The 21,273-nt window shown below is 62.8% G+C and carries 19 protein-coding genes; 7 read left to right on the plus strand and 12 right to left on the minus strand.

Translation table 11 applies throughout. The features are described 5' to 3' along the window. Position 1 precedes the first annotated feature (1 nt). Both yccS and J9889_RS05005 read left to right on the plus strand, forming a co-directional pair. Positions 2-2,143, plus strand: a complete 2,142-nt coding sequence (yccS, locus tag J9889_RS05000; RefSeq protein ID WP_210556069.1) for a YccS family putative transporter — start codon at positions 2-4, stop codon at positions 2,141-2,143. A 122-nt stretch (positions 2,144-2,265) separates the two neighbouring features. Further along, on the plus strand, positions 2,266-2,610 hold the full coding sequence (locus J9889_RS05005) for a TusE/DsrC/DsvC family sulfur relay protein (protein ID WP_039038798.1): 345 nt from the start codon (positions 2,266-2,268) through the stop codon (positions 2,608-2,610). A gap of 113 nt (positions 2,611-2,723) precedes the next feature. Here J9889_RS05005 and dedD read toward each other — a convergent pair whose 3' ends face one another. The 7 genes from dedD to J9889_RS05040 form a co-directional block, all read right to left on the minus strand. Next, positions 2,724-3,527: a cell division protein DedD gene (gene dedD, locus J9889_RS05010; protein ID WP_210556070.1), complete on the minus strand. Its 804-nt coding sequence runs from the start codon at positions 3,525-3,527 to the stop codon at positions 2,724-2,726. Positions 3,528-3,706: 179 nt separating this feature from the next. Then, entirely contained in the window at positions 3,707-4,966 is a 1,260-nt protein-coding gene (gene folC / locus J9889_RS05015; protein ID WP_164882630.1) for a bifunctional tetrahydrofolate synthase/dihydrofolate synthase, read from the minus strand. A 2-nt stretch (positions 4,967-4,968) separates the two neighbouring features. After that, a complete protein-coding gene (gene accD / locus J9889_RS05020) occupies positions 4,969-5,832 on the minus strand; it encodes an acetyl-CoA carboxylase, carboxyltransferase subunit beta (protein WP_210556071.1) in 864 nt (287 codons plus the stop codon). A 119-nt stretch (positions 5,833-5,951) separates the two neighbouring features. Next, complete coding sequence (gene truA, locus J9889_RS05025; RefSeq protein WP_103858300.1) at positions 5,952-6,761, minus strand: tRNA pseudouridine(38-40) synthase TruA; 810 nt, start codon at positions 6,759-6,761, stop codon at positions 5,952-5,954. Between the two features lie 156 nt (positions 6,762-6,917). Further along, positions 6,918-9,050 (minus strand): FimV/HubP family polar landmark protein, encoded by a 2,133-nt coding sequence (locus J9889_RS05030; RefSeq protein ID WP_210556072.1) that lies wholly within the window; start codon positions 9,048-9,050, stop codon positions 6,918-6,920. Positions 9,051-9,343: 293 nt separating this feature from the next. After that, positions 9,344-10,360: an aspartate-semialdehyde dehydrogenase gene (locus J9889_RS05035; protein ID WP_210556073.1), complete on the minus strand. Its 1,017-nt coding sequence runs from the start codon at positions 10,358-10,360 to the stop codon at positions 9,344-9,346. Positions 10,361-10,507: 147 nt separating this feature from the next. Then, positions 10,508-11,629 (minus strand): 4-phosphoerythronate dehydrogenase, encoded by a 1,122-nt coding sequence (locus J9889_RS05040; RefSeq protein WP_160837088.1) that lies wholly within the window; start codon positions 11,627-11,629, stop codon positions 10,508-10,510. A gap of 250 nt (positions 11,630-11,879) precedes the next feature. On the opposite strand from J9889_RS05040, the gene J9889_RS05045 reads away from it, so the two are divergent. Beyond that, positions 11,880-12,602, plus strand: coding sequence for a phosphatase PAP2 family protein (locus J9889_RS05045; protein ID WP_029314731.1), 723 nt, complete (start codon positions 11,880-11,882; stop codon positions 12,600-12,602). A 53-nt stretch (positions 12,603-12,655) separates the two neighbouring features. Here the strand turns inward: J9889_RS05045 and J9889_RS05050 are convergent, their stop codons facing one another. Then, a complete protein-coding gene (locus J9889_RS05050; protein ID WP_210556074.1) occupies positions 12,656-13,477 on the minus strand; it encodes a MetQ/NlpA family ABC transporter substrate-binding protein in 822 nt (273 codons plus the stop codon). A 342-nt stretch (positions 13,478-13,819) separates the two neighbouring features. Here J9889_RS05050 and J9889_RS05055 point away from each other — a divergent pair, with 342 nt between their 5' ends. Next, on the plus strand, positions 13,820-14,272 hold the full coding sequence (locus J9889_RS05055; protein WP_102948550.1) for a VOC family protein: 453 nt from the start codon (positions 13,820-13,822) through the stop codon (positions 14,270-14,272). Between the two features lie 14 nt (positions 14,273-14,286). On the opposite strand, the gene J9889_RS05060 is transcribed toward J9889_RS05055, so the two are convergent. Continuing rightward, the gene (locus J9889_RS05060; protein ID WP_010675148.1) at positions 14,287-14,484 is read right to left on the minus strand and encodes a hypothetical protein; all 198 of its coding nucleotides are present in this window, start codon (positions 14,482-14,484) and stop codon (positions 14,287-14,289) included. Between the two features lie 220 nt (positions 14,485-14,704). On the opposite strand from J9889_RS05060, the gene J9889_RS05065 reads away from it, so the two are divergent. Then, complete coding sequence (locus J9889_RS05065; RefSeq protein ID WP_210556075.1) at positions 14,705-15,244, plus strand: hydrolase; 540 nt, start codon at positions 14,705-14,707, stop codon at positions 15,242-15,244. Between the two features lie 17 nt (positions 15,245-15,261). After that, complete coding sequence (locus J9889_RS05070; RefSeq protein WP_223918067.1) at positions 15,262-15,441, plus strand: hypothetical protein; 180 nt, start codon at positions 15,262-15,264, stop codon at positions 15,439-15,441. Positions 15,442-15,459: 18 nt separating this feature from the next. Here J9889_RS05070 and modF read toward each other — a convergent pair whose 3' ends face one another. Together modF and ppsA are read right to left on the minus strand one after the other, a co-directional pair. Next, positions 15,460-16,914: a molybdate ABC transporter ATP-binding protein ModF gene (gene modF, locus J9889_RS05075; protein ID WP_210556076.1), complete on the minus strand. Its 1,455-nt coding sequence runs from the start codon at positions 16,912-16,914 to the stop codon at positions 15,460-15,462. A 118-nt stretch (positions 16,915-17,032) separates the two neighbouring features. Next, the gene (gene ppsA / locus J9889_RS05080; RefSeq protein WP_210556077.1) at positions 17,033-19,405 is read right to left on the minus strand and encodes a phosphoenolpyruvate synthase; all 2,373 of its coding nucleotides are present in this window, start codon (positions 19,403-19,405) and stop codon (positions 17,033-17,035) included. 307 nt (positions 19,406-19,712) lie between these two features. Between ppsA and J9889_RS05085 the strand changes: the two genes are divergently transcribed. Next, positions 19,713-20,525, plus strand: coding sequence for a pyruvate, water dikinase regulatory protein (locus J9889_RS05085; protein ID WP_010675153.1), 813 nt, complete (start codon positions 19,713-19,715; stop codon positions 20,523-20,525). A 129-nt stretch (positions 20,526-20,654) separates the two neighbouring features. On the opposite strand, the gene J9889_RS05090 is transcribed toward J9889_RS05085, so the two are convergent. Beyond that, positions 20,655-20,930 (minus strand): hypothetical protein, encoded by a 276-nt coding sequence (locus J9889_RS05090; RefSeq protein ID WP_080989835.1) that lies wholly within the window; start codon positions 20,928-20,930, stop codon positions 20,655-20,657. Between the last annotated feature and the right edge of the window lie 343 nt (positions 20,931-21,273).

The following is a 21,273-nucleotide window of genomic DNA, read 5'->3' on the forward strand; positions in this document are numbered from 1 at the left end:
CATGCCGATGGATTTCTCCGGCCTGCTGCGCCGGCTGCTGACAGACAGCCACATCTATTTCGCTCTCAAGGTCCTGCTCGCCATCGCGGGGCTGCTCGCCTTCGCGCTGGCTACCGGTGACATCCAGCTCACCGTGCTGCTCTCCCTCGGGGTGGTGGCCGGCGCCATCGCCGAGACCGACGACAGCCTCTGGGGCCGGGTCAAGAACCTCGCCATGACCCTGCTCTGCTTCCTGTTTGCCTCATTGTGCGTACAGTATCTCTTCCCCACCCCCTGGCTCTTTGCCATCGGGCTCGCGGGCTCCACCTTCCTCTTCGTGATGGTGGGGGCCCTCGGCCAACGCTACGCCACCATCAGCTTTGGCTCCCTGCTGATTGCCATCTACACCATGCTGGGGGCCGCCAAGGCGCCGGATCTCTTCTATCAGCCGCTGGCCCTGTGCGCCGGGGCCCTCTGGTACGGCCTGGTGTCCCTGGTCTGGCTCTGGCTGCTGCCCTACAAGACCCTGCACGAGCAACTGGCCCAGAGCTACTTCGCCCTCGCCCGCTACTTGCAGGAGAAATCCCGCTTCTTCCCGGCCGACGAACACGGCGCCCAGGCCATCCGCCACAATCTGGCCCAGCTCAACATCAACCTGGTCAATGCCCTGAACCAGGCCAAGACGGCGCTCAATGCCCGTCTTCATGCCCCCGGCCGCCACGGGGTGGCCCCCGAGCTCGCGGGCCTGCTGCGCCTCTACCTGCTTGCCCTGGAGATCCAGGAGCGGGCCACCTCCAGCCACTACCCTTACAGCAAGCTGGAAGCAGAGCTCAAGCAGGGCATCGTCCTCGACGGCTTCCAGGAGGTGCTGTCACAGCTTGCCGACGCCTGTCAGCAGCTTGGCTACGCCATCCTGGTGCACAAGCCCTACACCCACCACAAACGCATTCACTGGACCCTGGAGGCCCTCGGCGATCAGCTGGAGTTCACCCACCTCAAGCAGCACTACCCCAAGACCCTGCTGACACCGATGAAGTTCCTGCGTCGCAACCTGGCCAGCATCAACCAGTTGCTACAAAGCGCCGAAGAGCTGCAAAACCCCGCCGCGCCGCCCACTAGCCTACCTCCCCTGGCACGGCCGGTCGCCCTGCCCTTGCTGGCATTGCTCAGGCAGCACCTGACCCCCAACTCCATGGTGTTTCGCCATGCCCTGCGGCTCTCCCTCGGGCTGGTAGTGGGCTATGGCATTCTGCAGGCGTTTCACCTGGACAAGGGGTACTGGATCCTGCTCACCGTATTGTTCGTCTGCCAGCCGAGCTACAGCGCCACCCGCCGTCGTCTGGTTCAGCGGATGCTCGGCACCTTTGCCGGTATCCTCATCGGCGTGCCCGTGCTCTGGTTCTTCCCCGAGCTGCACCTGCAACTGGGGATCATGGGGCTGGCCGCCTTCCTGTTTTTCACCCAGGTGCGCAGCAACTACAGCGCCGCCGTCTGCTTCATCACCCTCTACGTGCTGATGGCGTTCAACCTGCTGGATGGCATCGGCTTCGCCATCCTCGGACCCCGCCTGCTCGATACCCTGCTCGGCTGCCTGCTCTCCTACGCCCTGGTGGCCTGGCTCTGGCCCGACTGGCAATACAAGCGGTTGCCGACCCTTATCGCCAACTCCCTGTCCGCCAATGCGAAGTACCTCTCGGCGGTACTCGCCAGCCTGCATCGCCAACGGGATGAATCCCTGGACTACCGGGTGGCCCGCAAGTGTGCCCACCTCGCCGACAGCGAGCTGGCCATGGCCTGGCAGAGCATGCTGGTGGAGCCGAGCAAGCGCCGCCGCTTCCTGGATCTCTGCTTTACCCTCACCTGGCGCAACCATGCCTTGCTCTCCTATATCTCGGCGCTCGGGGCCCATCGCGACAAACTCGAGCCCATCGAGGGGCTGGAGGAGATAAGCCGCCACATCAGCCAGACCCTGGAGCAGGCCGCCGGTCACCTGGCGGGGCAGATGCCGAGGCCGCTCGCGGGAGCCTGTCCGGCCATCGCTCCGGAGAGCAGCGAGGAGCAGCTGATGCTGAGCCAGCAGCTCACCCTCATCAGCCAGTTGGCAGACGAGCTGTTGATGCTGGCCAACGACGGCCAGTTGCTGACAGGTCAGGGGCGAACCTAGCCGGACATAGCCGCCGGACCGATCCCGCCCGAGGCAGGTGCCAAGCGCCGCCCCGGTTGCCGGACGGGACGCAAGACGCTACCATGCCCGCCCCATTGAGATAGCCTTTTCGAGGAAGCGTCATGTCCGAGCCACACCATTTGCAGTTCAACGGCCAACTCATCGAGACCGATGCCCAGGGCTATCTACGCCACAGCGAGCAATGGAGCGAGGCGCTGGCCCTGGTGCTGGCCGAGAAAGAGGGGATAGTGCTGGAGGATCCCCACTGGGAAGTGGTGCGTTTCGTGCGGGCCTTCTATCTGGAGTTCAACACCTCCCCCGCCATCCGCGCCCTGGTCAAGGCAATGGAAAAGCAGTACGGCCCGGAGAAGGGCAACAGCCGCTACCTCTACAAGTTGTTCCCGGAAGGCCCCGCCAAGCAGGCCACCAAGATCGCAGGCCTCCCCAAGCCGGTGAAGTGCATCTAGGCCTCCTCGGCAGCCCGATAGCCCGATAGCCACACTGCCTCCCCCGTGTTGGACACAAAAAAAGACCGCACCCATGTTGCCATGAGGCGCGGTCTTTTCATTTCATCGTCCTGTCAGGGGTTGTAGGCCACCACCGAGCCGCTCAAGCCCGTCATCTGGCTGATCCGGCTCTGCATGCCCTGCAACTTGGCCTTGGAGACATCCGGTCCGATGAAGACCCGGTTGATCTGCCCCTGCACCGGGGTTCTCGGCGACGTCTGGGCCGAGTAGCCCGCCGCCCTCAGCTTGCTCACCAGAGCATTGACGCTGTCTGCATTCTTGAAGGCGCCGAGCTGCAGGATCCAGCTCCCCTGAGCCGGGGCTGCTGCTGCCGGTGCCGTAGTCGGCTGGGCCATCTTGCTCGCGATGAGATCATCCATGGTCTTGATCTGGCCCGCCTGTGGCTTGGCCTCCACCGGTTTTTGCACCTCTACCGGCTTGGTTGGCACCGGCTTGGGTTTGGGCTGCTCCACCGGTTTCTTGGCGATCACTTCCGGCTTGGGCTCGGGTTTGGGCTCGGGTTTGGGCTGGGGCTTGGATTGCGCCACGACCTGTACCGGCTGCTGCTGGGTGATGGGAGCCTGACTGGCTCCCGGCTGATTGGCCAGGGTCACGGTATCGCCAATCTCCTCTACCTGCCACTGGGTCGCGGCAGAGGCCTGCTGCTGACTCGCCAGATGCTCGGCCGGCAGGGTGCTCGCCGCCGAGACCTGAAGCGCAGGTTTGGCGGGCTCCAGCTCCGGACGCAGGGGGATCTTGGCGAAGGCCTCGTCCTTCTGCTCCAGCTTGTTGCCGTCCATCAGGTCCGGCAGAAAGATGACCACCAGGGCGACCAGGATGACGGTCCCCACCAATCTGTTTTGAAACTTCGAAGCCAAGTTAATTTCCACCCATGTTACTTAGGATCCATTGCAATCTTGCACACTTCGCAAAGAACGCCTCCCCTCACGCCGGCTGGCGAAGCCGGGTCCCTCGCCACCCACTTGGCCTGAAAGGGGATTATCCAGTGCAAAACCCGGCCCGTCGTCACGATGACGGAGCCAGGGGAGCGAACGGCTCAGACCGCGCTCAGAGCCAGCACGTCGGCGACAGTGTAAAACGAGCCGAACACAATGACCATATCGTCAGGACTCGATGCGGCCAAGGCGGCGCCGTAGGCATCCCCCACGCAGGCAAAGGTGAGCGCCACGCCCCGGCCGCTGCCAAGGGCAGTCGCCAACTGGTCGGCCGTGGCCGCGCGCGGGCCGTGGAGGCTTGCCAGGAACCACTCGTCAATCAGACCGTCAAGCTCGGCCAGCGACCCCGCCATGTCCTTGTCCTTGAGCATGCCAACCACGGCGCGGCGCTTGCCCTTGCCGGGGCGCTGACGCAGCTGGCTGGCGAGATAGGCGGCAGAGTGGGGATTGTGGGCCACGTCGACGATGACCAGCGGCGAGGTTTGCAACTGCTGCATCCGGCCAGCAAGGCGGGCATTGGCCAGGCCGTCGCGGATGGCGGACTCCGCCAATGGCAGACCGAGGGACTCCAGGGCCGCCAGCACGGTGACCGCATTCATCAGCGGCAGGGCCGGTTTGGGCAATCCCGACCAGTGGTGCAGGCCGTGATAATCCCAGTCACCTTCATGCTCGTCACCACGAAAATCGATGCCGACCTGACGCAGGCAGGCGCCGAGGCGCGCCGCTTCGCTTGCGATGGTCGACGGCGGATTGGGCTCCCCGCTGATGGCGGGTTTACCTTTGCGATAGACGCCGACTTTCTCCACCGCCACCGCCTCCCGGGTATCCCCGAGCCAGTCGCAGTGATCCAGGGCAATGGAGGTGATCAGGGCGACGTCGGACTCCACCACATTGGTGGCATCGAGCCGCCCCCCCAGCCCCACTTCCAGCAAGAGCACATCGGGCGCGGCGCGGCGAAACAGCCACAGACCCGCCAGGGTGGCGAACTCGAAGAAGGTGAGGGCGATGTCGCCCCGGGCGGCTTCCACCTCGGCAAAGGCCGCGCAGTGATCGCCATCGGCCAGCTCCTGGCCATTGACGCGCACCCGCTCGGTAAAGCGCAGCAGATGGGGGGAGGAGTAGACACCGACCCGGTAGCCGGCGGCCATCAGGATGCTGGCCGCCATGGCGCAGGAGGAGCCCTTGCCGTTGGTGCCCGCCACCGTGATCACCTTGAACGGCAGTTCGGTGAGGCCCATGCGGCGGGCAACCGTGCCGACCCGCTCCAGCCCCATGTCGATGTTGGCCGGGTGGATCTGCTCCAAATAAGAAAGCCAGTCGACCAGCGACCGGCTTTGGGATTGTTGCATGTGTGAACTCATCTTCAGTCTTCGATGACCTGAGTGTTCATCAGCTTGGCCAGCAGACCGGCCAGGCGGTTGCGCATTTCGCGCCTGTCGATGATGAGATCGATGGCACCCTTCTCCAGCAGGAACTCGGAGCGCTGGAAGCCTTCCGGCAGTTTCTCGCGCACGGTCTGCTCGATGACGCGGGGGCCGGCAAAGCCGATCAGCGCCTTGGGTTCGCCTACGTTGATGTCACCCAGCATGGCCAGGCTCGCGGAGACGCCACCCATGGTGGGGTCGGTCAGCACGGAGATGAAGGGCAGGCCCGCCTTGGTGAGGCGATCTAGGGCCGCACTGGTCTTCGCCATCTGCATCAGGGAGAACAGGGCTTCCTGCATCCGCGCACCACCGGAGGTGGAGAAGCAGACCAGGCCGCGGCCCTCCTTGATGCTCTCCTCGACGGCGCGCACAAAGCGGGCACCGACCACGGAGGACATGGAGCCCCCGATGAAGGAGAACTCGAATGAACAGGCGACGACCGGTACCCCCTTGAGGGTCCCCTTCATCACCACCAGCGCATCCTTCTCGCCCGTCTCTTTCTGGGCGACAGACAAACGATCCTTGTAGCGCTTGGAATCCTTGAATTTCAGGATGTCTTGCGGCTCCAGCTCGGCCGCGACTTCGCTGCGTCCCTCGGCGTCGAGGAAGCTCTCGAGACGGGCACGGGCGCTGATGCGCATATGATGGTCACACTTGGGGCACACTTCGAGATTGCGCTCCAGCTCTGCCCGGTAGAGCACCTGTTCGCAAGCAGTACACTTGGTCCACACCCCTTCCGGAATGTTGTGACGACGCGGTGTGGTGATCTTGCTCTTGGGAAGGATCTTCTCAAGCCAGCTCATGGAATTCCTTAATGCATTTGTGCCTGACAAAACACATCGAGCCTTGATTGTTCAATGACTTAACGGCTCGATGGCAATAAACGACGGATCATTAAACCACAAATTTTCGGGCCCAGTTACTAAAAACTGGTCGTACCCGGTGCCGAGTCCGGCAGCCACAGCGGGCCGAGGGGCGGCCGGGGCAACCCGAATTCGGCCGGGTAATCCACATCCACCAGATAGAGGCCGCCCGCCTTGGCGGTCGGGCCCGCCAGGTTGCGATCCTTCGCCGCCAGCACCTCGGCAATCCACTCCACCGGTTGAAGCCCCTGCCCCACCAGCAGCAGGGAGCCGGTGATGTTGCGCACCATGTGATGCAGGAAGGCGTTGGCCTTGATGTCGAGCACGATGTAGGGGCCGGAACGGCTGACACACAGGTGGGTCACATTGCGCCAGGGGGTGTTGGACTGACAGGCGACAGCCCGGAAGGTGCTGAAGTCGTGCTCCCCCAGCAGGCTCTGGCCGGCCTGGTGCATCAGCGCCGCATCGATGGTTTCGTGGTAGTGACTGACGCCACTGCCGAGGATGGCCGGGCGGTAGTTGTGGTTGTAGATGACGTAACGGTAGCGACGGGCGGTGGCGCTGAAGCGGGCATGGAAATGCTCGTCCACCTCCCTGACCCAGCGCACGGCGATGTCAGGGGGCAGGTTGGAGTTGAGCCCCAGGGTCCAGGCGCCTTCTGCGCGGTTCGACTCGGTATCGAAGTGGATCACCTGGCCGGTGGCATGCACCCCCGCATCGGTGCGACCGGCACACTGGATGGAGACGGGGTGGTTGGCGATGCGGCTGAGGGCTTTTTCCAGCTCCTCCTGAACGCTGATCACTTCGCGCTGGCGCTGCCAGCCGAAGTACCGGCTGCCGTCATATTCAATACCAAGGGCAATTCGCATGGGTAACGGTGTCTTCTGATGAAAGGATGCAGTGAAAGAAACGGGGCGGATTATACGCGCTCGGGCTCAAAAGTCCCAGACCGGGCGAGGCCGCGCCCAAAGAGAGAGGGCAGCCCGCAGGCTGCCCTCTCTGGTGCATGGATGACAAGGGCCTGCCTAGCCCAGGCGCTTGAGCAGCTTCTGCGCCTCGCTGCGCTGGTGCTCGCTGCCCTGGGCCACCGCCTCTTCCAGCAGCTCGCGGGCGCTCTCCTTGTCGTCGATCTCGAGGTAGGCCCGGGCCAGATCCAGCTTGGCTCCCACCCCGCCGTCATCGGCATCCACATCAAAGCCGTTGGACTCCGGCAGCACCTCAGGGAAACCGTCCAGCCCCACATCCAGGGAGAAGCCCTGATAGGGTTCCTGCTCCGTGCTGCTGGCATCGGCATCGGCATCGGCCAGCAGCTTGTCGATTTCAACGAAGTCGCTGTCTTGCACCTGCTCGCGGGGCTTCACCTCCCCCTGATGGGACTCCACCTCGGCGAAGGCATCCTCGAAGTCCGCCAGGGCCAGCTCGCTTGGATCCCACTCGGACGCCGCCGGCTTGGTGGGCTCCAGCCCGAGCTCGGCCAGCATGTCGTCCACATCGTCCTTGCCAAACCCCGTCTCGTCGATGTGCGGCGCCTTGGCGGCAAGCTCATCGTCGGTCGGCTCGCCAAACCCGGTCTCTAGATCGCTCAGATCGAAGTTGGCCAGTGTCTCGTCACGCTGGCTGCGGCTCTCCTTCTGGGCCTGGGCCAGATCCGCTTCCAGATCCGCGTCCAGCTCGGCAAACAGGGCGGCTTGCAGCTCCTCCTCGGTCATGATCTCGTCATGACCACGAGCAGAGGAGCTGGGCTCGTCGGAGAGATCGAGTTCCGGCACCACGGGCAGATCGAAGTCACCCTCGTGGGCCAGATCCAGCTCGGGCACCAGATCCGGATCCCGGTTCGCCGTCGTCACCGCAGGCTCCACATCAAAAGCGGAGAGCGCCGTCTCGTCATCCCGGAAGATGACATCGGCGGCAGCACTGGCGCCATCTTGCTTCCTGCTCACTTCCGGCTCGTTGAGATCCGGCATGCCATGGAGGGGCTCGTCATCCGCGATGCCCACCGTCATCAACTGCTCAAACTCGCTGTTCTCGTCTCCCATGACCATGGAGGTCGACTCGGAGAGGCTCTTCTCCTGCTCTTCCAGCTCGCGGCGGGCACGAGCACGCAGCCAGAGCGTGACCAGGGCAAGCACCAGGAGTACCGGCAGCAGGATGATCATGGCGAGATTGAGCGGCGAAGAGAGCAGCTCCATCAGCCAGCTCTGTTTGGGCACCGGCGCCACCACAGGAGGCGTCGGATTGGCCTTGAGTTCCGCCACCTCTTTTTGCAGGGCGGTTTGATCCTGCAACTGGGCCTTGAGGGTCTCCACCTCTTCGGTCAGGGCTTGCAGGCGCAGCTTGAGCCTGTGGTTCATCTCGGTGACCTGGCCGAGCTGGGCGTTGGCATCTTCCAGGGCCAGCGCCATCTCGGTGGAGGGTTTGCCCACCGCAGTGGCGGGCAGGGGCGCCGGCGCCGTGCTGGCGGTGCTGCTCGCAGCAGCGCTCACCACCACGGGGGTGGAGACAGCCGCCTTGGCGGTCTCCTTCACCTCGGGGGCAGGAGCCGTCGCCTTGGGTGCCGCCGGGATCGGCGCCGCCTTGGGCGGTGTATTCTTGGCCACCACAGCCGGCTTGGCCGGAGCAGGCTTGCTCACCACCGGCTGGGCGACGTGGGATTGCTTGTTGGCCAGGTATTTGGGGCTCAGCCCCTTCCAGCTCGCGTTGTCGCTGTTGAAGCGACGGCGTGCTTCGGCATCCGTGATGCGCCCCGCCTCTGCGGCGGTGGGCAGCAGGATGTGGGAACCCACCAGAATATGGTTGATGTTGCCGTCTGCGAAGCTTCGGGGGTTCTTGTCATAGATGGCCACCATGGTCTGGTAGACACTTACCCGGTTGGACGGGCGATGCTTGCTCGCCAGACTCCAGAGGGTATCGGTGGGACGCACGGGACCATAACTGCCAGCCGACGCAGCAGGCACCTGACGCACGATGGGCTGGGCTCTGGGCAGGGTGACGGGCGCCACGGGCTGGGCCCGGGGCTCTGGTTGCACCGCGGGGGGCGGTGAGCCATCCGGTCCCTTGAGTTCGACAAAGAAGGGTTCTCGCGCCCCCTCTTCGGCCTGAACCGTGCCCAGAAGCCCCAATGCGAGTAGCGTTGCCAGCGTTATGCGGGAATGTCCCATATTCGTTCCTTCGTATGACGGCCCTATCACATTGAAAAATCTGGATAGTTACCCCAAAACAATCGGCTCAATATAAATCAGGCGCCGGTCTCAAGCCAGCGATCCGACATATTTCGCGCCCGGCGGCGACCAGAAAGCAGCCCCAGACGCGAACCAGAGTGTAGAAAAAAACCTAGTCCACTGATATCACACGGTATTCCAAAAACCGGAGAGTGGGTTCCCGGTCACATCCCGGGGCCAGGGCGCCCACATCAAGGCGGGGTTCCCTCCCCGCCCGGGGCCGACATCCGGCCTCAGAGGTAGTCGCGTACCAGCAGTTCGGCAATCTGCACGCTGTTGGTTGCCGCGCCCTTACGAACGTTATCGGCCACGATCCACATATTGATACCACTCGGATGAGAAATATCCTGGCGTACCCGCCCGACCATCACGTCATCCTGACCGGTGGCATCGCGCACCGGGGTCGGGTAGTCCCCTTCATCATCAAACAGGGTGACGCCCGGGGCATTGCGCAACAGCTCCTTGACCTGCTCGGCGTCCAGCGGCTGGTGCAGCTCCACATGAACCGCCTCAGCGTGACCGTAGAAGACCGGTACCCGCACGCAGGTGGGGTTCACGGCGATGCTGGCATCCCCCAGGATCTTCTGGGTCTCCCACACCATTTTCATCTCTTCCCGGGTGTAGCCGTTGTCGGTGAAGTCATCGATCTGCGGGATCAGGTTGAAGGCGATCTGCTGCGGATAGAGGGTCGGCTCCACCGGACGGCCGTTAAGCAGGTGGGCGGTCTGGCCCGCCAGCTCGCTCACCCCTTCCTTGCCGGAGCCGGATACGGATTGGTAGGCCGCCACGTTGATGCGACTGATGCCCACCTCGTCGTGCAGGGGCTTGAGGGCCACCAGCATCTGGATGGTGGAGCAGTTGGGGTTGGCGATGATGTTGCGGTTGCGAAAATCGGCCAGGGCGTCCGGGTTCACTTCCGGAATGACCAGGGGAATGTCCTCGTCGTAGCGGAAGCAGGAGGTGTTGTCGATGACGATGCAGCCGTGCTCGGCGGCGATGGGCGCCCATTTGGCCGAAACCTCGGCACCGGCGGAGAAGAGTGCAATCTCCACTTGGCTCCAGTCAAAGACCTCCACATCAAGGATGTCGACGTTCTTGCCGCCAAAACGCACCGTGTCCCCAGCGCTGCGACTGGAGGCGAGCGGATAGAGGGTCGCTACCGGGAAGGCGCGCTCCTCCAGGATCTCGATCATGGCCTGACCCACGGCGCCGCTGGCACCCAATACCGCTACGTTGAATTGCTGACTCACTGATCTGTTCTCCTGTTATGCGGCCCGTCGGGGCCGGGCATGAGGGCCACGGCTGGCACGCGTATCGGTTTGATGACAGGCCCGCCATGATGCCGGGCCGGGGGGAAGCGCCGCCTGGGCAAGCCCCTCCCCTTGTTGAAATCGGGTTTATTGCTCCGAGACGGCAAAGCCCAGTCGGGCCAGTCTGTCGTCGGCGAAGGGCCCTTTCAGTTGCAGGGCGCCCAATTCGCGCCGCTCGGGGTAGCGCTTGCGCTGCTCATCGAAGCTGCCGGGCAGCCCGATCCGGTTGCGAAAACGGGCGTCGTCACGGCGCACGTCATAAACAAGGTGGACAAGCTGCTTGATGAGCGCCTGATCCGCCGGCTGCCCCGGCGTCAGCTCGCGCACCTCTGGGGCAGGCAGCAGGGATTGCAGATCCTGGCGCGGGGTGCGCCCCAGTTGCCGGCACAGCGCCTCATAGAGCATCCAGGTGCCACGGGCCTTGCCTTCCAGGCTGTAACCGGCGATGTGCGGGGTGGCCAGCTCGGTATGGGGCACCAGTTCCTTGAGGGGCTCCGGCTCTCCTTCCCATACGTCCATCACCAGCCGCAGGGGATGGGGTCCCTGCTGGCGGACAAGCAGGGCATGGTTGTCCCACACCTCGCCGCGGGAGGCGTTGATGAGGATCTGCCCGGCCGGACGCTCGGCGATCTCCTCGGCTCCCAGCAGGTGGAAGGTGGCCTCTTCCCCTTCACGAAGATAGGGGACATGGAAGCTGACGATGTCGGCATCCAGGGCAGTGCGGTAATCCACGAAGTCGCCAGCGGCGCCGCTACGGGCCAGGGGCGGGTCGCAGCGCAGCACCTTCATCCCGAGCGCCTCGGCCTTGCCGGCCACGCTCTCGCCGGTGTTGCCGGCGCCGATGACGGCGAGGCTCATCTCGCTCAAGGTCAGCTCATGGCGTTCCGCCAGAACCAGCAGGGCGGAGAGCACGTAGTCCCCCACCGACACCTTGTTGCAGCCGGGGGCGCTGAAGAAGGGGATGCCCCGCGCCGCCAGCAGCCCCTGATCGATGTGATCCGTACCGATGGTGGCCGTGCCGACAAACCCCAGCCTGGGGCAACTCGCCAGGAGCGCTTCGTTGACCCGGGTCACGGAGCGCACCAGCAGCACATCCGCCTCTTGCAGATCCGCGGCCTTTATTTCTCGTCCCGGCAGGGGAACCACTTCACCAAATTCCGCAAACAGCTCCACCGCATGGGGCATATTTTCATCAACGACGATCTTCATCGGCACGCATCTCGTCCACAAGGGCCACAGGCGCGCCATTCTAGCCCAAACGCGACGGATTTTCAGAGGCTTGTTGGCAGACCGCTCTGCGGCCATCTTTCCGCCTTCCGGCCTCAGGTGCGGGCACGATGCCCGGCAGCATCATATGTAACAGCCTGTTGCCCTCGCCCCCTTCGCCTTGACCAGAGCAACCTGACTGGCACAATGACGCCTCTTTTTAGCCGCTCGCGCCACCGAACCGGACCCCTTGATGCCGACTCACTCCTCTTCGTTGCCACGCCGCAAGGTGCTTCATTTCAATGCCCTCCTGCTCCTCCCCCTGCTGCTGCTCGTCTGCCTGCCCTGGCAGCCGTTCATGACCCAGGCCCTGCAATCGGGCTGGCTATGGTGGCCCTACGCCCTCACCCGCATGGTGGACTTGCCGGGGCTGGTCTTCACCATCGCCGCCCTGCTGCTGCTCACAAGACACAAGCTGACGCTGGACGGTCGCGCCCTGCTGGCGCTGGCTGGCGCCCTCTTTGCCGTGCTGGCGAGCGACTGGGTCATCAAGAGCCTCATCAAGCTGCTGACCGAGGAGCCCAGGCCCTACCTCATCTGGCTGGAGAGCCAGGAGCTGATCCCCGCCATCCGCCAGTTCTATGGGGGAAGCCAGGCCCTTCGCAGCGAACAGGTCCACGCCGCGACCCAGTTGCTGGCGCTGCCCGCCTGGCTCGGCCAGCACTGGCAGGCAGAGGTCAACTATGCCTTTCCCTCCGGTCACAGCATCGCCGCCATGAGCCTCGCCCAGTTCTTCGGCCTGATCTGGCTGGCCCGGGCACCCGCCGGAGCCTGGCTGCTGCCGCTCTGGGCCATCGGGATCGGCCTCTCGCGCACCCTTATCGGCATGCACTGGCCCCTGGATGTGCTGGCAAGCGCCCTGCTTGGCAGCCTCACCGCCCTCCTGGCCGCCCGCTGGTGGTTGCGCCACTACTGACGTCCAATAAAAAACGGGCGCCTGGGTGCCCGTTTTTATCGCTTGTACGCCACTCACCCCTTCTGCTGCCAGCCCTCGGGATACTTGTAGCCGACGAAGCGCTTGGCGGCATAGGCCTTGAACTCGGGGGAGTTGTAGGCGGCCGCCACATCCTTGGCGAACGGCTTGTCCGCATCGGCGCTCTTGACCACCACCCAGTTGATGAAGTCGTAGCTGCGCTCGAGGAAGAGCCCTGAGCTGAAGGGGATCCCGCTTGAGGCGGCAAAGTTGCCGTTGATGACGGAGAAGTCCACATCCTCACGGGAGCGCGGCAGCTGCGCCGCTTCCAGCAGCACCAGCTTGAGATTGTGGGGGTTCTTTACCACGTCGAACTCGCTCGCCTTGAGGGGATTGATCCCCTCCTTGAGGCTCAGCCAGCCCAGATCCTGCAACATCAGCAGTGCCCGCGCCTGGTTGGTGGGATCGTTCGGGATGGCGACCGTGCTTCCCTCTTTCACCGCCTTCAGATCCCCCAGCTTGCCGGCGTAGAGGCCCATGGGACCGGTCGGCACCTGGGTGATGGGCGCCAGAGAGAGACCCCGGTCTTTGGCGAAGCTCTCCAGATAGGGCTTGTGCTGGAAGCAGTTGACGTCAAGCGACCCGTCCGCCAGGGCGATATTGGGGGTCACGTAATCGGTGAACTCCACCAGTTTGACCTTGTAGCCCTTAGCTTCGAGCTGCGGCTTGATGGCGTCGGTGACCATATCGGCAAAGTCGCCAACCGTGGTGCCGATGACGATCTCTTTCTTCGCCTCATCGATGGCAAAGGCGGACAGCGGCAGGCTGCTGGCGAGCAACGCCAGGGCGGAAAGGGTGAAGAAGGAACGACGTTGCATAAAAAACTCCCTGTCAACATGATCATCAAAACGGTGAGCGGTCGGGGGCGCGAACATGCAGTCAGCGCACAACCATCTAGCCATCCAAACGGCTAACTGAGCATACCATAACAGAGCTCGTAGCCTTCGCCAAGCAACAAAACCGGGCAAGCTTGGCCAGCACGATGTAAAGCGCATCCCGCAACTGGATGAAAAATCTTTGACGGAGCACGCAGTTATGTGCCTTGCCCTCTCCCTGCCTGGCGTCAAACTGACTTATTGTGGTCATTCGATACCCATTTCAACGGGTTCCTATGAGGGCCTGATGGGCTGCTCTACACCCAGACAACACAAGGAGTCACCGTGTTCGATCATGTTGAAATCAAGGTGGTGCGTTTTGACTCCTGTCAGCACTTCTACGCCACCGTACTGGCTCCTCTTTTGATAGAACTCAAATGGTCTGATGAGACGGCTGCCGGTTTTGGCCTGATGGGCCGCGATCACGTGGGCTTCCTGATTGAGCGGGGGCAGCAGGGCGCCTCCTGCCATCTCGCATTCAGGGCCGACGACGCGACACAGGTGGATGCGTTCCATCACGCGGGGATCAAGGCAGGCTTTGCCTGCAATGGGTTGCCGGGACTGCGTCCCCACTATGCCCCCAATTACTACGCCGCCTTCCTGGGCGATCCCGATGGCAGCAACATCGAGGCGATGACCTACATTGAGTCCTCACACGCCGCAAACACATCGCAGCACTGTGCCACCCAGCAAAAGGCCCTGCATTCGGTGAATCCAGGGCCTGAGAAGTACACGTAATGAGTCGGGTTAGATTATTTGACCGCCTTGCTGGCGTTCTCCAAGGCCTGCTTCTCGGCGGCGTTCATGATGGACGCCTGGCGGTTTTGCTCGGCCTGGTAGCAGGCGTCCTTGCTGATCCCTTGCGCCTGGCATTCCGCCATGCGTTGTGCCGGGCTGGCGCAACCGGCCAAAAGGCCAGCTAGGGAGACGAACAGGATTATCTTCTTCATGGTACTTCTCATCGTTAATGGAAAATCGTCCAACTACGCAGTAGCGGGTTGATGCGTCGCCCCTTGTCATGCACACCACAACTGAGAAAACGGGCTCCATGACGCGCATCCTAGTGCCCGCCACGCCGTCGGTCAGCTCACAATTTGTATCAAGATGTACGCGAGAATGGCTCCCAGGATGGCGCTGTATCTCATCCGCAACGGAGAAAGGAGACAAAAAATGCACAAACACCATCACCCAGGCCTGCTGGTGGTCGATATTCAGGGCAAGCTGGCCCGCTTGGTCGAGGAGAGCGACGCCCTGATTGCCAATACCGCCAGGCTGGTGCAAGGGGCCAGGGTGCTGGGGCTGCCGGTTGTCTGGCTGGAGCAGAACCCGGACAAGCTCGGTGCCACCGTGCCCGAATTGCAATCGCTGCAGGCAGGCGATCTTGTGCTGCCCAAATACAGCTTCGGCGCCCTGGGGGAGCCCACTGTGGCGACCGCGCTGGCCGAAAGCGGGATCGAGCATTGGCTGGTATGTGGCATCGAGACCCATATCTGCGTCTACCAGAGCGTGTTGGGACTTCTGGCCAGCGGCACCCGGGTCTCGCTGGTGGTGGATGCGGTGTCGTCTCGCTCCGCTGCCAACCGGGATCTCGCCATAGGCCAGCTTGCGGCCAGGGGAGCTGCGCTGACGTCGGTGGAGATGTGCCTCTATGAGCTGATGGGGGACTGCCGCCATCCGGCATTTCGCCAGATCCTCTCCCTGGTGAAATGACCGCCATGATGGACAACATGGCGCCCTTTCTGTTCGCCCTCATAGCCTTCGGGGCGGCACTCATGGTGACGGTGACGGGGATGGCCGCCACCCGTCACTATCTGGCCTGGCTCTGGCTGGGGATCATGCTCTTCTTCGGGCTGTGGTGGACGCTGCTGGGGATGCCGCCGCTCCTCGCCGAACCAGCCCCTCTCTGACCATGCCGCCCGGGCGGCTCAGCTCCCCAGACGCTCCTGCAGATAGTCGTATCCTCCCTCCTCCCTTGGCACGAAGCTCAGCCTGTGGGTCAGACCGGGGGGCGCATCATCGGCATGATGGGAAACGAACAATAGCTGGGTTCCCTCGCCCACGAGGCGCGCTACCATCTCCCGCACCAGGTGACGGTTGAGGGGATCCAGTCCCTGCAGGGGTTCGTCCAGGATGAGCAGCGGCGGATGCTTGACCAGGGCACGGGCGATCAGCACCAGTCGCTGCTGACCGAAAGAGAGAGAGTGGAAAGGCTGCGCCCCCTGATCGGCCAGCCCCAGCAGGGCCAGCCACTGGTTGGCCAGCGCCAGCTGACGATCCCCCGGCCGGGTATAAAGCCCGATGGAGTCGTAGAAACCGGAGAGGATCACTGTCTGCACCGGGCAGCTGACACGATAGTCCAGATGCAGCGCCGGGCTCACGAGCCCGATGTGGCGCTTGATCTCCCAGATGCTCTCGCCGCTGCCCCGCCGCCGTCCGAACAGATGGAGCTCATTGTTGTAACCTTGCGGGTGATCTCCGGTGATGAGGGAGAGCAGGGTCGACTTGCCAGCGCCATTCGGTCCCACCAGTTGCCAGTGCTCCCCCTCGTCAATGGTCCAGTCGAGCCCATCGATGATCACCTGATCCCCGTAAGCGATACGCATGGCTTTCATGACGACCCGAGGGCCGGGAGGCAGGGGCTCGGGGGTCGTCAGCGTTGGCGGCAAACGGGGGGACGTGGTTTCGGCGCGTGCCAGCTGGGCAACCTCCTGGCTGCCGAGCACCGCCTCGCGCTCCCCCGCCAGCAGCAGACGACACTCGCCGAGCAGGCCGAGGTGAGTGGCAAAGGGGGGGATCTCGTCAAAACGGTTGACGATCACCACCAGGCGCAGCCCCTCTGACACCAGGTCGGCCAGCAACATCATCAAAGAAGCCCTGGCCCCCTGATCCAGACCATCGAAGGGTTCGTCCAACACCAGCAGTTCGGGCCGCCCCAGCAGGGCCCGGGCCAGCAGCAGCTTGCGCCCCTCCCCGCTCGAGAGGTAGCGATAGGGGCGCTCCCACAGGGATTCAATGCCAAAACGGGCCAGCAGCGCGCGGGCCTCATGCTCCTCACCCCCTGCCTCCAGCATCAGGGTCGATACCCGATACCCCGCCTCCTCCTCTTCCCCCAGCATGTCGGTATTGCGCCGCTGCCAGTCCAGCTCCCCCAGCTGTTGCTGCGACTCGAACGAGAGTCGCTCGGCCCGGACTCGACCCGATACCGCTCCGGCACGCACGACCAGCTCGCCGCACAGGGCCGACGCCAGCGCCGTCTTGCCGCTGCCGTTGCTGCCGACGAAGGCCCAGCAGGCCTGCGGGGTGAGACAGAGTTCGGGAATAACCAGGGTGTGGTGGCCACGCAGGGCCAGGGTGGCGGATTGCCACTGCAATGAGGTCATGGGATCGTCCTGTGATGGGTGCGGAGCGCCTTGCGCATTCCCCTTGTAACAGAAAAAGGGGGGCGCAGACAAAAACGGCGCCATTGCGGCGCCGTGTCATCAAAAAGCGGGGACGGGTTTAGCCGGCCTTGTGCTGCTCGGCCAGATAGAGCCAGGTGTCGACCACGGTATCCGGGTTGAGCGACACGGAATCGATCCCCTGCTCGACCAGCCAGGCGGCGAAGTCCGGGTGATCGGACGGCCCCTGGCCGCAGATCCCCACGTACTTGCCCGCCTTGAGGGCGGCGGCGATGGCCATGGCCAGCAGTGCCTTGACCGCCTCGTTGCGCTCGTCGAACAGGTGGGCGATGAGCCCGGAGTCCCGATCCAGCCCCAGGGTCAACTGGGTCATGTCATTGGAGCCGATGGAGAAGCCGTCGAAGTGCTCGAGGAATTTGTCCGCCAGCAGCGCATTGGAGGGCAGCTCGCACATCATGATGACTTTCAGGCCGCGCTCGCCACGGCGCAAGCCGTTCTCAGCCAGTATCTCCACCACCTGCTCCGCCTCACCCAGGGTACGCACGAAGGGGATCATCACCTCGACGTTGGTCAACCCCATGACATCCCGCACCCGTTTCATCGCCTCGCACTCGAGGGCGAAGCAGGGGCGGAAGCTGTCGGCGATGTAGCGCGACGCACCACGGAAACCGATCATGGGGTTCTCTTCATGGGGTTCGTAACCACGGCCCCCCACCAGGTTGGCGTACTCATTGGACTTGAAGTCCGACATCCGCACGATGACCCGCTCAGGCCAGAAGGCGGCCGCCAGGGTAGCGATCCCTTCCGTCAGCTTGGCTACGTAGAACTCACGTGGGCTCTCGTAGCCCGCGATCATCCTGGTGATGGTGGCCTGGAGTTCCGGGGTCTGCTGATCGAACTCCAGCAGCGCCTTGGGGTGCACCCCGATCATGCGGTTGATGATGAACTCGAGGCGGGCCAGGCCCACGCCGGCATTCGGCAACTGGGCAAAATCGAAGGCGCGGTCCGGATTGCCGACGTTCATCATGATCTTGATGGGCAGGCGCGGCATGTTGCCTACCTCGGTCACCGCCACGTCAAAGTCGAGCTCGCCGTCATAGATGAAGCCGGTATCCCCTTCCGCACAGGAGACGGTGATGAGCTGACCATCCTGGATGTGGTCGGTGGCGTTGCCACAACCCACCACTGCCGGAATGCCGAGCTCCCGGGCGATGATGGCGGCGTGACAGGTGCGTCCACCCCGGTTGGTGACGATGGCGGAAGCGCGCTTCATGATGGGCTCCCAGTCCGGGTCGGTCATGTCGGTGACCAGCACATCGCCGGGCTGCACTTCATCCATCTGGCTGATGGAGGAGATGACACGGGCCGGACCCGCGCCAATCTTGTGGCCGATGGCACGCCCCTCGATCAGCACCTTGCCGGTTTGCTTGAGGGCAAAGCGCTCGAGGGTATTGGCTTCCTGGCGGCTACGCACGGTTTCCGGACGGGCCTGAACGATGTAGAGCTTGCCATCCTGACCATCCTTGGCCCACTCGATGTCCATCGGGCGGCCGTAGTGCTGCTCGATGATGAGGGCCTGCTTTGCCAGGGCCATCACTTCCTCGTCCGTGATGCAGAAGCGGTTGCGCTCGGCATCGGTGGTGTCGACCACCTTCACCTGACGGCCATGACCGGCATCCCCGGAGTAGGTCATCTTGATGAGCTTGGACCCCAGCGTCTTGCGCACCACGGCAGGGCGCCCGGCCTTGAGGGTCGGCTTGTGCACATAGAACTCGTCCGGGTTGACGGCCCCCTGCACCACCATCTCGCCCAAACCCTGGGCGCCGGTGATGAAGACCACGTCGTTGAAGCCGGATTCGGTATCCAGGGTAAACATGACGCCTGAGGCAGCGAGATCCGAGCGCACCATGCGCTGCACCCCGGCGGAGAGAGCGACCCCCTTGTGGTCATAGCCCTGATGGACCCGGTAGGAGATGGCGCGATCGTTGAACAGCGAGGCAAACACATGCTTGATGGCCGTCATGACGGCATCGATACCGCGCACGTTGAGGAAGGTCTCCTGCTGACCGGCAAACGACGCATCCGGCATGTCTTCCGCAGTGGCGGAGGAGCGCACGGCAAAGGATGCCTCGAGCCCCGCGCTCAGCTTGTCATAGGCCTCGCGCACCGCCTGCTCCAGAGCGGGCTGGAAGGGCGCTTCCACCACCCAGTCGCGGATCTGCTGACCGGCCCGGTTGAGGGCGGCGATGTCATCCACATCCAGACTGTCGAGCAGGTCATGGATCTTGCCGTTGAGGCCGCTTAACTCCAGAAACTCGTTAAACGCAAAGGCCGTGGTCGCAAACCCGCCCGGCACGGACACGCCGACCCCCGAGAGGTTGCTGATCATCTCGCCAAGGGATGCATTCTTGCCGCCGACGCGTTCAACGTCCTGCATACCGAGCTGTTCGTACCAGAGTACGTACTGTTGCATTTGCATGTCTCCAGGTTGGGGGGCCAGGGTGACAATTCACCTGCTGTGCCAAGTCGTGTGTTTTTGTTAGTGTCTGTTGCCAACGACCATGAAAACGTTTTCTATTTATTGTCAAAAAAATCCCCGAGCAAGAGTTGGGGATGGTCGTTTGACACAGGCATTCTACAATAGCGACACAAAAAGGTAACGACTCAGGTTTGCAAGCGAGTTCACAACTTGGGCATGGCAGATCTGTTGACAAAAACGATATGGTTTCGAGAGATACTTATTTCTCGCCGCCCCCTGGAGCGCACCACAGGAGTCCGCAGTGCACACCGTATTCTATGTATCCGACGGCACCGCCATCACCGCCGAAGTCTTCGGCCACGCCGTGTTGAGCCAGTTTCCCCTGGCCTTCGAGCAGGTCACCATCCCCTTTGTCGAGACCCAGGAGAAAGCGCGCCAGGTACGGGCACGCATTGACGAGCAGTTTCGCCAGACCGGGGTGCGCCCCATCCTGTTTCACACCATCGTCGACCCCATGGTACGTGAAGAGGTGCTCAAGGCCCAGGCCAGCAGCCACGATTTTCTCAACACCTTCGTGAGCCCTCTCGAACAGGAGCTCGGTATCAAGGCCGAACCCAGGTTGCATCGCACCCATGGCATGGAAAACCGCAAGCTTTACGACGATCGCATCGAAGCGGTCAACTTTGCGCTGGCCAACGACGATGGCATCACCACCAGGGAGTATGACGAGGCAGACATCATCCTCATCGGGGTCTCCCGTTGCGGCAAGACACCGACCAGCCTCTATCTGGCACTGCAATTTGGCATTCGCGCCGCCAACTATCCCTTTATCGAGCAGGACATGGGATCGCTGGAGCTGCCCGCCGCCCTCAAGGCCAATCGCCACAAATTGTTCGGCCTCACCATCATGCCGCAGCGGCTGCACGAGATCCGCAACCAGCGCCGCGCCAACAGCCGCTACTCCTCGCTTGATCAATGCAAACAGGAGCTGGCCAGCGTCGAGAGGCTGTTCCGCCAGGAGGCGATCCGCTTCCTCGATACCAGCTCCCACTCGGTCGAGGAGATCAGCGCCAAGATCCTGGAAGCAACCGGCCTTCGCCGCCAGCTCTGCTAACCTGCAAGGCTGTGACAGCACAACGCACCATGAAATAGATGAGTGGCAAGATAACGAAACAGAGAAACAGGATGAAAAAATGATGCCAGCATCATCGCTGGCATCCCATCACTCGCGGGGCAAGCAGGCTCAGGGCTTGTTGAGTTCCTTGTTGTTCATCAACATGCCGTGAAAATTAATGAGTCCCCTGCCCTTGCGGACTCGCTCGCTCAGCCAGCAAGCTGGCACCAGCCCCATCCCGGCAGCAAGGATGAGCACCATGGCGATGTGGTTCACCAGGTAATCCGCTCCCAACCAGCCCCAGACAACAAGGCTGCTCATCGCCATCGTCAGCAACATGGGGGATAGCCAGATCCCGAGCCAGAGCACGGCCATCACCAGGCCACCGACAATACGCTCCATCATATGAGTCCCTTTTCATCAAAGGGCAAAGGCATCATAAAAACCAATTCGCGTCAACAGGCGAAAATCCATCCGAACACAAAACCAGCGACCACTCTCAAAACCCCTTTCCAGATCATTAAAAACCTGCATGTCGCACAAAATAGCAGCCAATGATGAGGAAAACAGGTGCATGAATGGTCGATTATCACTATTCTGCTCGGGTTGGTAGCCGCTACAAAAAACAGCCAGCGGCAAACCGTAACGATATAAATACGGATTTCGTCACGTTTTCGGCACAAGATGCCGCGCCAGGCAGAGGACGTGCTGTGGCTGACGGGACGCGAGCCGAGTGATTTCAGCGACG

The sequence above is a fragment of the Aeromonas sp. PrichA-15 genome (assembly GCF_017939245.1).
Classification (GTDB): domain Bacteria; phylum Pseudomonadota; class Gammaproteobacteria; order Enterobacterales; family Aeromonadaceae; genus Aeromonas; species Aeromonas caviae.

What these genes read in the sequence shown, in the direction of transcription:
- yccS (WP_210556069.1), top strand. Translation starts at nt 2, where the DNA reads ATGCCGATGGATTTCTCCGGCCTGCTGCGCCGGCTGCTGACAGACAGC.
- J9889_RS05005 (WP_039038798.1), top strand. Translation starts at nt 2,266, where the DNA reads ATGTCCGAGCCACACCATTTGCAGTTCAACGGCCAACTCATCGAGACC.
- folC (WP_164882630.1), bottom strand. Translation starts at nt 4,966, where the DNA reads ATGAGTTCACACATGCAACAATCCCAAAGCCGGTCGCTGGTCGACTGG.
- accD (WP_210556071.1), bottom strand. Translation starts at nt 5,832, where the DNA reads ATGAGCTGGCTTGAGAAGATCCTTCCCAAGAGCAAGATCACCACACCG.
- truA (WP_103858300.1), bottom strand. Translation starts at nt 6,761, where the DNA reads ATGCGAATTGCCCTTGGTATTGAATATGACGGCAGCCGGTACTTCGGC.
- J9889_RS05030 (WP_210556072.1), bottom strand. Translation starts at nt 9,050, where the DNA reads ATGGGACATTCCCGCATAACGCTGGCAACGCTACTCGCATTGGGGCTT.
- J9889_RS05040 (WP_160837088.1), bottom strand. Translation starts at nt 11,629, where the DNA reads ATGAAGATCGTCGTTGATGAAAATATGCCCCATGCGGTGGAGCTGTTT.
- J9889_RS05045 (WP_029314731.1), top strand. Translation starts at nt 11,880, where the DNA reads ATGCCGACTCACTCCTCTTCGTTGCCACGCCGCAAGGTGCTTCATTTC.
- J9889_RS05050 (WP_210556074.1), bottom strand. Translation starts at nt 13,477, where the DNA reads ATGCAACGTCGTTCCTTCTTCACCCTTTCCGCCCTGGCGTTGCTCGCC.
- J9889_RS05060 (WP_010675148.1), bottom strand. Translation starts at nt 14,484, where the DNA reads ATGAAGAAGATAATCCTGTTCGTCTCCCTAGCTGGCCTTTTGGCCGGT.
- J9889_RS05065 (WP_210556075.1), top strand. Translation starts at nt 14,705, where the DNA reads ATGCACAAACACCATCACCCAGGCCTGCTGGTGGTCGATATTCAGGGC.
- J9889_RS05070 (WP_223918067.1), top strand. Translation starts at nt 15,262, where the DNA reads ATGGCGCCCTTTCTGTTCGCCCTCATAGCCTTCGGGGCGGCACTCATG.
- modF (WP_210556076.1), bottom strand. Translation starts at nt 16,914, where the DNA reads ATGACCTCATTGCAGTGGCAATCCGCCACCCTGGCCCTGCGTGGCCAC.
- ppsA (WP_210556077.1), bottom strand. Translation starts at nt 19,405, where the DNA reads ATGCAACAGTACGTACTCTGGTACGAACAGCTCGGTATGCAGGACGTT.
- J9889_RS05090 (WP_080989835.1), bottom strand. Translation starts at nt 20,930, where the DNA reads ATGATGGAGCGTATTGTCGGTGGCCTGGTGATGGCCGTGCTCTGGCTC.